Here is a 14,785-nt window from a genome sequence, read left to right as displayed (position 1 = left end):
CCCGGCGACATGCTCTGTCAATACGCCCTCAACACACTGAAATACCTTGAATTTCAGATGATCGACGATTGACGCAGGGTGTGCGCGGGTGTACACCAAGGGGACAGATGACCGACATTTCGGTGAGGACGCAGATGCTACCGACGCTCGTTGACACCTACCAGCTCTACATCGACGGCCGGTGGGTCGAACCCGAAGACGGCCGCTACCAAGACATCTCACCCGTCACCGAACAGGTCATCGCCACCGCACCCGACGCCAGCGTCGACCAGGTCGGTGCGGCGATCGGCGCCGCCCGCCGCGCCTTCGACGACAGTCCCTGGGCGACTATGACCGCCGCAGACCGCGCCGAGTGCCTCAACCAACTCGGCCAGGCGCTGCTGAAGTACGCCGACGACTTCTTCGCGCTGTCCCGGGCGGAATGGGGATGCACCGAGAACGAGCGGCTGATGCAGATCGACGGTGCGGCGTTCATGTCCATGCACGCCGCCCAACTGGCCACCCAGCTGGTTGACGAAGAGGTGACCGGGATCGGCGCCGGCAAGACGGTGCTGCGGCACGCGCCGTTGGGCGTGGTGTCCATCCTGACCCCGTGGAACTTCCCGCACTGCCTCAACGTGATGAAGCTCAACCACGCGCTGGCCGCCGGGGACACCGTGGTGCTCAAGCCGTCCCCGCTCACCCCGGTGGCGGGGCTGGCGCTGGCGCGGCTGATCGACGAGCACACCGACATCCCGCCCGGCGTGGTCAACGTCGTCACGCCGTCGAGCGTCGAGGCGGCCCGGCTGCTCACCACCGACCCGCGCATCGACATGGTCAGCTTCACCGGTAGCAGCGTGGTCGGGCGGCAGGTGATGTCGGCCGCCGGTGACACGCTCAAGCGGATCCTGCTGGAGTTGGGCGGCAAGTCGGCGTGCATCATCCTGGACGACACCGAGGTCACCGACGAGATGTTGCAGCAGTTGCTGTTCGACTGCTGCTCGCTGCACTCCGGACAGGCCTGCATCCTGCAAAGCCGGTTGCTGCTGCCCGATTCGCTGCACGACGACGTCGTCGAACGTCTGGTGGCGATGGCCCGTGCCGTCAAAGTGGGCGACCCCGCCGATCCCGAGGTGCAGATGGGACCACTGATCAGCGACGCCCAACGGGGCCGGGTCGAGGCGCACGTCGCCGGGGCGCTCGACGAGGGGGGCCCAGCTCGCCACCGGGGGGCCGGCGGCCGGCCGGGCTGGACGTCGGCTTCTATTTCGAGCCGACTATTCTCACCGGCGTGCAACCGAATTCGGTTATCGCACAAGAGGAAGTCTTCGGCCCGGTGCTCAGCGTGATCCGGTACCGCGACGACCGGGACGCAATCGAGATCGCGAACAACTCGCAGTACGGGCTGTCCGGCGCGGTGTGGGGCGGCGACGTGGACCGGGCGGTCGGTGTGGCCCGTCGCATCCGGACGGGACAGGTCGCGGTCAACGGATGCGGTGCGGGTGCCGCGCCGTTCGGCGGTTTCAAGCTGAGCGGGCTGGGACGCGAGGGCGGCGGCATCACCGGGGTACACCAATACATGGAGCCGATGGCGATCGGGGTTCCCGCGTGAGTGGACCCCTCGCGGGCCTGCACGTCGTCGAAATCGCCACCGAGATCTCCGGCCCTTACGCCACAAAGCTTTTCGTGGATCTGGGTGCGGAGGTCGTTAAAATCGAGCCGCCGCAAGGGGATCCGCTGCGGCGGTGGGGACCCTTCCGGGACGGGGTGCCGGACCCGCAGCGGTCGGGGTTGTTCGAATACCTCAACACGGGCAAACGGTTTGCCGGCCTGGACGAGGCCGGTGCCCTGATCGCGTCGGCGCAGGTGCTGGTCGAGAATCTACCGCCCGGCACCCTGGCCGGGTGGGGGCTGGGCGCCGGCGAATTGGCCCGCCTCAACCCGAATCTGGTGCTGGTGAGCATTTCTGCATTCGGTCAGTCCGGGCCCTGGCGTGACCGCGTGGCGTCGCCGCTGACCATGCAGGCGGTATCCGGCTGGATCAGCGCCCGCGACCCGGACCGCCCGCCGGTGCAGGCCGGCGCCCGAATCTCAGAATATGTTCCGGGCGCCTACGGGGCGCTGGCTGCGCTGACCGCGCTGCGGTTTCCCGGGTCCGGCTTCCGGTGCGTCGACGTCTCGGAATTCGAGTCGCTGCTCGCCACGCTGCCCTACCCGATGCTGATGGCCGAACGGATGGAAAGCCTTGGGCTGCCGCCGAATATCCGGGCCGCGCCGATGCTGGGGTGGTGCGCGCCGCCGACGGCTGGGTGGGCATCAACTGCCTGACCGGGCAGCACTGGCTCGACGTCTGCGCGATGCTGGGCCTGCCGGAGTTCGGTGAACACCAGCTCGCCATCATGATGGGCGGCCCGCAGCGCGCCGAGTTCTTCGCCAGGGCGGAGCCGCTGCTCGCCGCGCAGACCGTCGCCGAACTCGTCGAACTGAGCCAGGCCATGCGGATCCCGGCCGCGCCGGTCAACGACGGCGCCACCGTGTTGGAGTCGCCGCAGTACGCCAAACGCGGATTCTTCGTGGCGACCGGTGGTTTCACCCGGCCGGGTTCGCCGTTCCGGTTCTCCCGGTCCGCGAAGGTAACCGCACCGCGAAATCCCGGGCCGCAGGTTGCAGCCCCGTCGCACTCGCCGCCGGGATTCGAAGGGCTTCGGGTGCTCGACCTGAGCACCTTCTGGGCTGGCGCCTACCTGACCTGCTACCTCGGCGCGTTCGGCGCCGACATCGTGAAGGTCGAATCCATCCAGCGGCCGGACGGCCACAGGTATTCGGGCGCTTACCCGTTCGAGGGGGACGACTGGTACGAGCGCAGCGCTCTGTGGCAGGCGACCAACCTCAACAAGAAGGACATCACCCTCGACCTGACCACCGATCGCGGTCGCGACATCGCCCAGCGACTGGCCGCACAGGCCGACGTGGTCGTGGAGAATTTCTCCCCGCGGGTGGTGGAGCAGTTCGGTCTGGACTACGAATCGCTGGTGAAACTGCGGCCCGATGTCATCGCGGTCCGGATGCCCGGTTTCGGACTGGATGGGCCGTGGCGTGACTACGTCGGCTGGGCGCTGAACATCGAGCAGACCTCCGGGATGACCGCCGCCACCGGGTACGCCGACGGACCGCCGTGCAACCTGCAGGGCCCGGCCGACCCCATCGTCGGCGTGCACGCCGGGGTCGCGCTGCTGGCCGCCCTGCGACACCGCCGCCGTACCGGGAAGGGCCGGCTGATCGAGGTCGCCCAGATCGAGGTCGCCGCCGCGGTGACCGCCGAACCGGTGATCGAGTATTCGATGAACGGCGTAGTGCGTTCCCGCGAAGGCAACCGTCGGCGCGGCTGGCTGCAGGGCGTGTATCCGACCCACGAAGACCAGACCTGGGTGGCCCTGTCCTTGCCCGACGCGGGCGGCATCGACCACGACCTGTTCGACGAGCTGGTCGCCGCCTGGACCCGCACCCAGACGGCGGCGGCCGTCGTCGAAAGCCTTCGCGCGCAAGGAATTCCGGCAGAGCAAGTCACCACCGGGGACCGGATGTGCGATTTCGCCCAGCTCGATGCCCGGCGGTTCTACGAAGAGTTCGAGCACCCCGTCACCGGGCCGCGGCGCTTTCCCGGCTGGCCGTTTCGCATCACCCCCGGACCCGCCCGGCATCACCGCACCCCGCCGCCCACCCTCGGCCAGCACAACGACGAGATTCTTTGCGCGTTGGGGCTTTCCCCCGACGAACTGGCCGAACTGCGCGCGCAGCGGATCATCGGTGAACGAGTGCTCAACGCCTAGTGAATCGCGTCGAGCCGCACCAGTAAGATTCCGGACGCGTCAACGCACCCGCGAAGACGCACCCGCAGAGAAAGGCGCCCCGCCATGTCTGTCGCGATCGATCGCCCCAAGATCGAAGGCAACATCGCCGTCGGCGAGAACCGTCAGATCGGTTTCGCCGAATTCGGCGCCCCCCAGGGGCGCGCCGTGTTCTGGCTGCACGGCACGCCGGGCGCCCGGCGGCAGATCCCCACCGAGGCCCGCGTCTACGCCGAACACCACGACATCCGGCTGATCGGCATCGACCGTCCCGGCATCGGTTCCTCGACGCCACACCGCTACGAGGCCATCTCGGAGTTCGCCGAAGACCTCCGCACCATCGCCGACACCTTCGGCATCGAGAAGATGGCCGTCGTCGGCCTGTCCGGTGGCGGCCCCTACGCGCTGGCCTGCGGCGCGCGGCTGAGCGACCGGGTGGTGGCCCTCGGCGTGCTCGGGGGAGTGGCGCCCACCCAGGGGCCCGACGCGATCAGCGGCGGGGCGATGACCCTTGGCCTGCGGGTCGCGCCGCTGCTGAAGTTCGGCGGCAACCCGCTGCGCATCGGCGCGAGCATGCTGATCCAGTCGATCCGGCCCGTCGCGTCCAGCGCGCTGGAGGTGTACGCCCTGCTCTCACCCGAGGCCGACCGGCACCTGCTGACCCGGCCCGAGTTCAAGGCGATGTTCCTCGACGACCTACTCAACGGCAGCCGCAAGCAACTGGCGGCGCCGTTCAACGACGTCATCCTGTTCGCCCGGGACTGGGGATTCCGGCTCGACGAAGTCAAGGTTCCGGTGCGGTGGTGGCACGGCGACCACGACCACATCATCCCGTTCTCCCACGGCGAGCACGTGGTCGCGCGACTGCCCGACGCCGAGCTGTTCCACCTGCCCGAGGAGAGCCATCTGGCCGGGCTGGGCCGCGGCGAGGAGATCCTGGCCACCCTGATGAAGATCTGGGACGAGGGTCGGTAGCCTCACTGGCGTGCTGCTGACCTCGCTGAATCCCGCGGCGGCGACCGCCGACGACATCCCCGACGCGGTCAGCATCGACGGGTTCCGGCTCAGTCGCGGCGACCTGGTGGGCGCCGCGACGTCGGTGGCCGAGCGGGTGGCCGGCGCCCGGATGATCGCGGTGCTGGCCGCGCCCACGGCGTCGACCGTGCTGGCGGTCGTCGGCTGCCTGATCGCCGGTGTGCCGTTCGTCCCGGTGCCCGCCGACGTCGGAGTGGCCGAACGCCGGCACATGCTCACCGACTCCGGCGCCCAGGCGTGGCTGGGGCCGCAGCCGGACGATCCCGATGGGCTGCAACACATTCCGGTGCGGCTGCATGCACGTTCTTGGCATCGCTACGCCGAGCCGTCGCCCGACGCGCCGGCGATGGTGGTCTACACCTCCGGCACTACCGGCCTGCCCAAGGGGGTGCAGGTGAGCCGCCGAGCGATCGCCGCCGACCTGGATGCGTTGGCCGAGGCCTGGCAGTGGACCGCCGACGACGTGCTGGTGCACGGGCTGCCGCTGTATCACATCCACGGTCTGGTCCTCGGCTTGCTCGGATCCTTGCGGGTGGGAAATCGCTTCGTGCACACCGGAAAACCGACGCCCGCCGGGTACGCGGCGGCGCGCGGGTCGCTGTACTTCGGGGTGCCGACGGTGTGGTCGCGGCTGGTCGCCGACTCTAGCGCAGCCGAATCATTAAGGACCGCAAGGTTATTGGTATCGGGCAGTGCGGCGCTGCCGGTCCCGGTGTTCGAGCGACTCGAGGCATTGACCGGACACCGCCCGATCGAACGCTACGGCGCGTCGGAATCGCTGATCACCGTGTCCACCCGCGCCGACGGCGAACGCCGCCCGGGCTGGGTCGGGTTCCCGTTGACCGGGGTGCAGACCCGGCTGGTGGACGACCACGGCGATCCGGTGCCACACGACGGCGAGACCGTCGGCAAGCTGCAGGTTCGGGGCGCCACCCTGTTCGACGGGTACCTGAACCGTCCCGAGGCGACCGCGGAGGCATTCACCACCGACGGCTGGTACCGCACCGGCGACGTCGCCGTCATCGACGGCGGGGGAATGCATCGCATCGTCGGGCGCGAGTCCGTCGACCTGATCAAATCCGGTGGGTACCGCATCGGCGCCGGCGAGATCGAGACCGTGCTGCTCGGGCATCCGGGCGTGGACGAAGCCGCCGTGGTGGGGCTGCCCGATGAAGACCTGGGTCAGCGGATCGTCGCCTACGTCGTCGGCTCCGCCGTTCCGGATGAGCTGATCACCTTTGTCGCTGAACAACTTTCGGTGCACAAGCGACCGCGTGAGGTACGCATCGTGGACGAGCTGCCGCGCAACGCCCTGGGCAAAGTGCTGAAAAAGCAGCTGATGGCCGAGGGTTAGTGGCGTTCGGCCAAAGTCAGTCCGGCAGGCGCCGGTTCAGCAAGGCGGCTGCGGCCAGGGAGGCGGCCAGCAACACGACACCCAGGCCGATCCAGGCCGCGCTGGCGTCGCCTTTGACGGTTTCGTACCCGATCTGTTGCTGCAAGGCGGCGTACGTCTGCTGGAGCTGCTCGAAGTTGCGGGCCTGAAAAGCGCGCCCGCCGGACAATTCGGCGATCTGGGCCAGCGACTCGTCGTCAACGGGGACCGGAATGTCGGTCCCGTTGAGGTTGACGGTTCCCTCGAGGGTGCCGAACGAGATTGTCGAGATCTGCACACCTTGCTCTTTGGCGGCGCGCGCCGCGGTGAAAGCCCCGCGGGGCGCGTTCAAATCCACCGGGACGGTTTCCTTGCCGTCGGATTCGAGCACGATACGCGCGGGCGGCGGTTTGCCGTCGCCGCCGCCGATCATCCCGACGACGGTGGTGATGGCTTGCAGCGCAGTGAATATCGCTTCGCCGGTCGCGGTCCGCTCTTCAGGTTGCAATCGGTCGATCGCCGCCTTCATCGCGTCGCGGTTGGTGGTGGGTGGCACGAGCAGCGTTGCGGTGCCACCGAATGCAACGAGCCCGAGGTTGATGCCAGGGGTGAGCTCATCGGTGAAGGCCTTGCCGGCGGCTTTGGCCGCTTCGATGCGACTCGGTGCAACATCGGTGGCGACCATCGACTCGGAGACGTCGATGACGAGCATGACGACCGCGCGGTTGCGTGGGATGCGGATGTCGTGGGTGGGCCCGGCCATCGCGGTGGTCAGCAGAGCGAGCGCCGCCACCAGCAGTGCCGCCGGCAGATGCCGCCATCGGGCCGGCGGCCGCGCCGGCGCGATTTGTTCGAGCAGCGCCATATTGGCGAACCGCATCACGCGTCTGCGCCGGGCCAACGTCGCCAGCACGTAGGCCGCGATCAGGACGGCGACGACCGCCAAGTAGAGGAACAGCCAGGCGTCGGAGAACCCGGAAAAGCTCAGTGGACCCAGCATTGGCAAATTCATCGAGAACCGACTTCCCTCGGCGGGCCGAACATCAGGCGGGCAACCGGCGATTGAGGAGCAAGCCCAGCAGCATGCCGATGGTGGCCACCAGCACACCCAGCCGCAACCAGCCCGCGCTGGCCGGGCCCTGGATGGTCTGGTAGCCGACCTGCTGTTGCACCGCGTTATAGCTGCGGTTGAGATCGTCGACGTTCGACGCCCGATACGCCTGCCCGCCGGAGAGTTCGGCGATGCGTTTGAGCATCGAGTCGTCCACCGGCACCGGCACCTGCTGATTCGCCAGCTCCACCGTGCCCGCCCGGGTACCGAAGGCGATGGTCGAAACCGGCACCCCCTGGTCCTTCGCGGATCGCGCGGCGACGTAAGCGCCGGGCGGGCTGCCCGAGTTGTCCGGGTTCTCCGGCTTGTTCTCTTTGCCGTCGGAAAGCAGCACGATGCGCGCGGGCGGCGGCGGCGCATCCCCACTGCGGAGCACAGCGGCCACGGTCGCCACCGATTGCAGCGCCGCGGTCAGCGCCGCACCGATCGCCGTCGAGTCACCGGGGCGCAGGTTGTCCAGCGCGGCGACGGTGGCCGCATGATCGGGCGTCGGCGACACCAGCACGTTGACCGTTCCGGAGAAACCGATCAGACCGAGGTTGACCCCGGGGGTCAACTGCTGCGCGAACCGCTTGGCCGCCGCCGCCTGGCCGCATCGAGGCGGTTGGGCGGTTCGTCGGTCGCACGCATCGATTGGGACACGTCGATGGCGAGCATGATCACCGCCCTGTTTCGGGGCACCTTGATGTCGCGGGACGGCCCGGTCAATGCCACCGTGAGCAGTGCCAGCGCCACCAGCATCACCGCCATGGGCACGTGCCGCCACGGCGACGGACGACGCGGCGCCACCGTCGCCAGCAGCTCGGGATCGGCGAAGCGCTGCAGTCGGCGGCGGCGCCTGATCGAGGCCCATACGTACAGGGCCGCCAAACCCAGGGGGATCAACAACAGCAGGAACAGCCATGGCCGTTCGAACCCTGAAACGGACACCAGGCCCAATCCCGGAATGGTCATCACGAGTCCATGGCGGGTAGGACCATCCGGCTGACCTCCAGCATGTCGGTTACCGCGGCAGAGCCGGGCGGTTTCCCCACTTCGATATCGAGTGCTCGATCGTACAAGCGTTAACTGAGTGCAGCGGCGCGCCCGAGCGGGGTGGTAGAACGGCCGCGATCCGCAATACCGTTGCAGATTGTGCGTATCGATCCCGGCCCATTGACGTGGAGTTCGGGCGTGTTGACCGGGCAGGTGGACGTCACGTCCGTCTTGACCATCGTGGTAGCGGCCGGGTGCTCCGCTGTTACCGACAGGGGCGACACGGCACGAGATCGGTCCGGTCGGGACACGCCGTGTGCTTCAGCGTCGGCTTGGCGCTGTGGGCGGTGGCGACGCTGAGCGCAATCGGCGCATACGCCTATGCCCTGTTCTGGATGCGTGCGCTGCAGGTTTTGCTGCTGCTCTACGTGGTGCCGCTGTTTCTCGCGCTGGGCCGACCGGTGACCGTGGTGTGTGAGGCGCTGCGCCCGGCTGGGCGCGACCGGTTCGAACAGCTGTTGGCCAGCCCGCCCGCGCGAGTGTTCGCGCACCCGCTGACGACGTCGCTGGGAATGCTCGCCACGCCGTGGCTGCTTTATCTGACACCCTGGTACGAGGCGGCGCTGCAGCATGAATGGGTCGGCGCCCCGACGCGAATACTTCTGGTAGCCATTGGATTCGGGTATTTCTATGCCCGCCTGCAAGCCGACCCGGTGCCGCGGCGATACTCCCAGCTGATCTCGCTGCTGATCACCGTCGCCGAGGCGCTGGGCGACGGCGTGCTGGGGCTGGTCATCTGGCAGGGATCGCTGATCGCGGCCGGCTATTACGCGGCCCGCACCTGGGGTCCCGATCAGCGGCTCGATCAGACGATCGGCGCCGGCGTGCTGTGGATCATGGGCGATCTGGTCGCCTGGCCGTTTTTGCTGTTGCTGATGCGTGCGTTGTCCCGCGATGAACAAGCTCACGCTCTCGACATCGACAGCCGGCTGGACGAGCTGCAGGAGATGAGCGGGAACGACGCGACAGCATCGGACGAGGCCGCGAGCCACTCCGACGGCGCCCCACCGTCAACGCTGTGGTGGGAGCAGGATCCCGAGCTGCGGGAACGATTCGGGCGACGTTGACGACCCCTCCCGGCACGCGACTGACGAAACGCACAGCAAATTGGCAGCGAACTCCCGGTTTGATCGGTGGGAACGATCACCTTGTTCACCCCGGCGTGCCTAAATCGTGACGGGACTCGCAGCAATTTGGTAGCCCCAGGCACGGGCGTTCCCGCGGAGCTTGCCCTACCGTCGTCAGCGTGAATCGACGCAACGATGAACTCGGCGCCGCCGTGGTCACCGCGGCCGACCAACCCCGCACCAACTCGATGGCGCGGGTGGCGCTGGCCTGCTACGTCGGCTCGGCGATTGAGTTCTACGACTTCCTCATCTACGGCACCGCCGCCGCACTGGTGTTCCCGGTGGTGTTCTTTCCGCATCTGAGCCCCACCGTGGCCACCGTCGCCTCCATGGGCACATTTGCCGCGGCATTCCTGTCGCGACCGCTGGGGGCAGCGGTGTTCGGCTACTACGGCGACCGGTTGGGCCGCAAGAAGACCCTGATGGCCACCCTGCTGATCATGGCCGTCTCGACGGTGTCGGTGGGGCTGGTGCCCACCACCGCCGAGGTCGGCGCCGTCGCGCCGCTGATGCTGGCCGGTTTACGTTTGCTGCAAGGTTTCGCCGTCGGCGGCGAATGGGCCGGGTCAGCTCTGCTCAGCGTGGAGTCCGCGCCACCCGACAAACGCGGCCGGTACGGCATGTTCACCCTGATCGGCGGGGGCACCGCCACCGTGATTGCCGGCATCACCTTCCTCGGCGTCAGCTTCACGATCGGCGAGAACAGCCGGGCGTTCCTGGATTGGGGTTGGCGAGTGCCGTTCCTGATCAGCGCCGTGCTGATCGTGATCGCCCTCTACGTGCGGCTCAACATCGAGGAAACACCGGTGTTCGCCGTGGAGAAGGCGCGCAACCTGGTGCCCGACGCGCCGGTGGCGGAGGTGCTGCGACTGCAGCGCCGCGAGGTGTTGCTGGGCGCCGGCAGCGTGTTGACCCCGTTCGCTCTGGTGTACATGGCCAGCACCTTCCTGCCCGGTTATACGCACAACCACCTGGGGTTTTCCCGGGTCTTCATCCTGTCGGTCGGGGTGCTCGGCGGGCTGGTCAGCATCGCGTCGGTAGCGACGTCGGCCATGCTGTGCGACCGGTACGGTCGCCGCCGCCTGATGCTGCTCGGCTACGGCGCCTGCCTGCCCTGGTCGCTGCTGGTGATGCCGCTGATCGGCACCGGCAGCCCGGTGGGCTATGCGGTGGCAATCGTCGGGATCTACGGCCTGGTCGGGATCGGCTCGGGCCCCACCGCGTCGTTCATCCCGGAATTGTTCGACACCCGCTACCGCTACACCGGGTCGGCGCTGTCAGTGAATCTCGGCGGTATCGCCGGCGGCGCGGTGCCGCCGCTGATCGCCGGGACGCTGATCGGCAGCTACGGCAGCTGGTCGGTGGGAGTGTTGCTGGCGGGGCTGGTCGCCACCAGCCTGGCATGCACCTACCTGCTGCCCGAAACCAACGGAACGGTGATCAGTTGGCGTGCAGGTCCTCGTTGAGCGCGATGCCCTGACCGCCGCGCGGCACCACCTCGACCGCGCCGCTCAGCGAATTGCGACGGAACAGCAAGTTGCTGCCGCCGGACAGTTCGGCGGCTTTCAGCGTGTTGCCGTCGGGCGTGCTGACCTTGGTGCCCGCGGTGACGTACAGCCCGGCCTCCACCACGCAGTCGTCGCCCAGTGAGATGCCCAGTCCCGCGTTGGCGCCCAGCAGGCAGCGTTTGCCGATCGAGATCACCTGCTCACCGCCGCCGGACAGGGTGCCCATGATCGAGGCGCCGCCGCCGATATCGGATCCGTCGCCCACCACCACGCCCGCCGAGATGCGGCCCTCCACCATGGACGCTCCCAGGGTGCCGGCATTGAAGTTGACGAAGCCCTCGTGCATCACCGTTGTGCCCGGCGCCAGGTGCGCGCCCAGGCGCACCCGGTCGGCGTCGGCGATCCGCACACCCGTGGGCAGCACGTAATCGACCATCCGCGGAAACTTGTCGACGCCGAACACCGTCACCGGACCGTGCCGGCGCAGCCGGGCCCGCACCGCCTCGAATCCCTCTACAGCGCAGGGGCCGCGATTGGTCCAGACCACATTGGTCAATACTCCGAACAAGCCGCCGGCGTTCAGCCCGTGCGGCGCGACCAGGCGGTGCGACAGCAGATGCAACCGCAGGTAGGCGTCGTACGCGTCGGCGGCCTGGTCGTCCAGCGACCCGATCACGGTGCGCACGGCGATGGTTTCGGTGCGGCGGTCGTCGTCGCGGCCGACCAGGGCGGCCAGTTCGGCGGGCACATCCGAGAGCGCCAGTCGCGACGTGGCGGACTCGCCCGATTCGGCCAGTTCCGGCGCCGGGAACCAAGCGTCCAGGACAGCTCCGTCGGAGGCCAGCGTCGCCAGGCCGATGCCTACAGCTCCAGTCACGGTCGACAAGGGTACTTTGACCGCTCGCCGGCTGGATCGCCAGCACGGAGAACTAGGCTGGGCCGCGTGTTGGACTTGCGTGGCGACCCTGTTGAGCTGACCGCGGCACTGGTCGATATCCCCAGCGAGTCGCGGCATGAGGCGCGTATCGCCGACGAGGTCGAGGCGGCCCTGCGCGCGCAGACCGCCGGCTTCGAGATCGTTCGCAACGGCAACGCGGTGCTGGCCCGCACCGCGTTGGGCCGGCCTTCGCGGGTGTTGCTGGCCGGGCACCTGGACACCGTCCCGGCGGCCGATAACCTGCCCAGCCGGCTGCTGGGCGATCAATTGCACGGCTGCGGCACCTCCGACATGAAGTCCGGGGACGCGGTCTTCCTGCACCTTGCGGCGACCGTGGCCGAGCCGGCCTACGACATCACCCTGGTGATGTACGACTGTGAGGAAATCGATTCGGCGGCAAACGGTTTGGGTCGTCTGGAGCGGGAACTGCCGGACTGGTTGACCGCCGACGTAGCAGTTCTGGGCGAGCCCACCGGCGGCTTCGTCGAGGCCGGTTGCCAGGGCACCCTGCGAGTTGTGGTCAGCGCCAACGGAACCCGTGCCCACTCGGCACGATCATGGCTGGGCGACAACGCAATTCACAAACTCGGTGCCGTGCTGGACCGGCTCGCGGGATATCGGGCGCGCAGCGTCGACATCGACGGGTGTGTGTACCGGGAGGGTTTGTCCGCGGTGCGCATCGACGGCGGAATCGCCGGAAACGTGATCCCCGACGCGGCCTCGGTGACGGTCAACTTCCGCTTCGCCCCCGATCGCTCGGCGGATGCCGCGCTGGCGCACGTGCACGAGGTGCTCGACGGGCTCGATGTCGACATCGCATTGACCGACTCCGCAGCCGGCGCGTTGCCCGGCCTTTCGGCGCCGGCGGCCGCGGGATTGGTCGAGGCGGCCGGCGGACAGGTGCGGGCCAAGTACGGCTGGACCGACGTGTCGCGCTTCGCCGCGCGGGGCATTCCGGCGCTGAATTACGGCCCGGGCGATCCGAACCTGGCGCATACACGCGACGAGTGGGTCTCGGTAGCTCAGATCAAGGCTGCGACGGAGATGCTGCGGGGATATCTGAACCGGTAGCGCTGGCCCGGGCCCCCACCACTCCACCACCTGAGGTGAAACCCTGCACCGGACCCACCGGCGAACGCGCCCACTGGTGGTGGTACCCACCCTTCCAACCCCAACCACCACCCGCGACCAACTAGCTCGGCGAACTCGTCACGACCGCGCGGGCGGCACGTGCGGCATCGGCGGGCCCGGCCGATCGCCGCTACGGCGTCACGACGACTTCGACGCTGTCCGCGCCAGCGTTGGCCACCACCGTCAACACCGGTGCATTGGGCGCCGAAACCACCTGTCCGCCTTTGATGTTCACGCGATACCCGTTGGGATATTCGATAGCCGGCACCGATACCAGGGTCTGCGCGCCGGGAGCGAAGCGGCCACCATGGTCGGGACGCTCGGTCGAATAGCACAGCCGGAAGGTTCCCGACCGGAACGACCAGGATCCCGGCGTGCCCGCAACCACCTGGGGGTACGGCGCGGCGAGCACCGCAAGCTTGGCGGTGTTCACGTTGCCGCCCGTCGGCGGCTGGCTGGGGTCGAACACCAGCGCCTGGCCGTTTGGCGACGAGCTGGTCTTGTCGTTGCCGGTATAGGCCCACTCCAGCCAGCTCAGCCGGTGCCGGTCGGCGTGGTGGAGCACCTCGCGCAGGTTCGGTAGGTCGTCGGTGGCGCCGAATTCCGTCAACAGCGCTGGAATGCCGTGCAGATCGGCATAGAGGCTGGCGTTGGTGAAGGTGACGCTGTCCTCCAGTCGGCAGGTGATGCTCTTGTGCAGTATCGACTCGACGGCGCAATAGTCGTGGAACGAGAAGCCGGTGCTCGGGGTCGACCACCCGACCGAGGTCGGTGTGAATTCCCTCGGCGAACAACACGTTCGGCTCGAAGAACACCAGCGTCGCCGGATCCGAGGCTCGGATCGCAGGCACCACTTTCCGGTAGAAGGCGGTCAATTTCAGGTCCTGTAGCGGGCAGCCCAACACCGGGTTGAAGCAACCCTCCCAGATGAATCCCGGCCACGGCTCATTGAGCACCTCGTAGCCGAACACCCCTGGGTTGCCGTGGAAGTAGCCGGCGACATGTGCCCAGGCGCGCGTGTAGTGGTCCTGCAAGCCGATCCCGTCCGGTGCGGGATTGTTGCGCCAGAACGCATTCCACGCATATTCCGCGGCGGGATTGAGGAAATAATTGCCGGGGAAGCCAAGTTGCGGATTGGGCAGGCCGACGTTCTGCACCGCCCACCCAGGGGGCGCCCTCGCCGCCGAACAGCTCGTTGTACATGTCCTGGTGGAAGTCGAGCAGGCTGATGATCCCGTGCGATGCCAGCGTGGCCACCGTCTGGGCGATCGAAGCGAGATAGTTGTCGTCGTAGCTGAGTGGTTGCGGCTCAACGGCCGCCCAGATCACACCTATCCGCATCGCGTTGAATCCGTTGTCCGCCAAGAAGGCCGCGTCGTCATCGCCGAAACCGTCAGCCGACGGTGTATACGGTGGCACCTTGTACACCTGGTTGAGACCGTGCAGGATGACCGCGCGCCCGTCGGAGTCGGTCATCCACCGCCCGCTGTGGCCAAGAGGCATCGTCGGCCCGACGGCCGCAGCATGCGCCGGCGGCGGGGGGACGACCACGAACGCCGGTGTTGTCATGCCGGCGATCAGCAGCAGGCCGGTTGCCACCAGCCTTGCCGCACGGAACATTCTGGAAACAGTGAGGCGTAATAGTCACCCGGTCAATACGGGCTGGTCACGTTTGACTTCCAATGCGGCGCGCCGCCAGTCG

General features: G+C 68.0%; 8 protein-coding genes and 5 pseudogenes. 8 read left to right on the top strand and 5 right to left on the bottom strand.

What is annotated here, in order from left to right; translation table 11 throughout:
• Positions 1 to 134: 134 nt before the first annotated feature.
• The 4 genes and pseudogenes from L6444_RS23295 to L6444_RS23275 all read left to right on the top strand — a co-directional run bounded on the left by L6444_RS23295 (position 135) and on the right by L6444_RS23275 (position 6,216).
• Positions 135 to 1,591, top strand: a pseudogene (locus tag L6444_RS23295) (aldehyde dehydrogenase family protein).
• Positions 1,588 to 3,809, top strand: a pseudogene (locus L6444_RS30265) (CaiB/BaiF CoA transferase family protein). Before L6444_RS23295 ends, L6444_RS30265 begins: the two co-directional pseudogenes overlap by 4 nt.
• Positions 3,810 to 3,893: 84 nt before the next feature.
• Complete coding sequence (locus tag L6444_RS23280) at positions 3,894 to 4,802, top strand: alpha/beta fold hydrolase (protein ID WP_236977514.1); 909 nt, start codon at positions 3,894 to 3,896, stop codon at positions 4,800 to 4,802.
• A gap of 10 nt (positions 4,803 to 4,812) precedes the next feature.
• A complete protein-coding gene (locus L6444_RS23275; RefSeq protein WP_236977513.1) occupies positions 4,813 to 6,216 on the top strand; it encodes an acyl-CoA synthetase in 1,404 nt (467 codons plus the stop codon).
• Positions 6,217 to 6,232: 16 nt separating this feature from the next.
• On the opposite strand, the gene L6444_RS23270 is transcribed toward L6444_RS23275, so the two are convergent.
• Positions 6,233 to 7,246, bottom strand: a complete 1,014-nt coding sequence (locus L6444_RS23270; protein WP_236977512.1) for a VWA domain-containing protein — start codon at positions 7,244 to 7,246, stop codon at positions 6,233 to 6,235.
• A 31-nt stretch (positions 7,247 to 7,277) separates the two neighbouring features.
• Positions 7,278 to 8,299: pseudogene (locus tag L6444_RS23265) on the bottom strand (VWA domain-containing protein).
• Positions 8,300 to 8,479: 180 nt separating this feature from the next.
• Between L6444_RS23265 and L6444_RS23260 the strand changes: the two are divergent.
• A pseudogene (locus tag L6444_RS23260) lies at positions 8,480 to 9,447 on the top strand (cytochrome c oxidase assembly protein).
• Between the two features lie 248 nt (positions 9,448 to 9,695).
• Entirely contained in the window at positions 9,696 to 10,973 is a 1,278-nt protein-coding gene (locus L6444_RS23255) for an MFS transporter (RefSeq protein WP_236984358.1), read from the top strand.
• On the opposite strand, the gene dapD is transcribed toward L6444_RS23255, so the two are convergent.
• Positions 10,948 to 11,901, bottom strand: a complete 954-nt coding sequence (gene dapD, locus L6444_RS23250) for a 2,3,4,5-tetrahydropyridine-2,6-dicarboxylate N-succinyltransferase (RefSeq protein ID WP_236977509.1) — start codon at positions 11,899 to 11,901, stop codon at positions 10,948 to 10,950. The genes L6444_RS23255 and dapD overlap by 26 nt on opposite strands.
• Before the next feature lie 57 nt (positions 11,902 to 11,958).
• Here dapD and dapE point away from each other — a divergent pair, with 57 nt between their 5' ends.
• Both dapE and L6444_RS31270 read left to right on the top strand, forming a co-directional pair.
• Positions 11,959 to 13,023, top strand: a complete 1,065-nt coding sequence (gene dapE / locus L6444_RS23245) for a succinyl-diaminopimelate desuccinylase (protein ID WP_236977508.1) — start codon at positions 11,959 to 11,961, stop codon at positions 13,021 to 13,023.
• A pseudogene (locus L6444_RS31270) lies at positions 13,017 to 13,148 on the top strand (hypothetical protein); the annotation flags it as partial. The gene dapE and the pseudogene L6444_RS31270, both read left to right, overlap by 7 nt.
• Before the next feature lie 65 nt (positions 13,149 to 13,213).
• On the opposite strand, the gene L6444_RS23240 reads toward L6444_RS31270, so the two are convergent.
• Together L6444_RS23240 and L6444_RS23235 are read right to left on the bottom strand one after the other, a co-directional pair.
• Positions 13,214 to 13,693 (bottom strand): hypothetical protein, encoded by a 480-nt coding sequence (locus L6444_RS23240; RefSeq protein ID WP_236977506.1) that lies wholly within the window; start codon positions 13,691 to 13,693, stop codon positions 13,214 to 13,216.
• 335 nt (positions 13,694 to 14,028) lie between these two features.
• A complete protein-coding gene (locus L6444_RS23235) occupies positions 14,029 to 14,703 on the bottom strand; it encodes a cellulase family glycosylhydrolase (RefSeq protein ID WP_236977504.1) in 675 nt (224 codons plus the stop codon).
• Positions 14,704 to 14,785 lie beyond the last annotated feature (82 nt).

It is taken from the genome of Mycobacterium kiyosense, assembly GCA_021654635.1.
GTDB lineage: Bacteria > Actinomycetota > Actinomycetes > Mycobacteriales > Mycobacteriaceae > Mycobacterium > Mycobacterium kiyosense.
The sequence above is the reverse complement of the archived record's forward strand: the minus strand, read 5'-3'. Positions and strand labels throughout refer to the sequence as shown.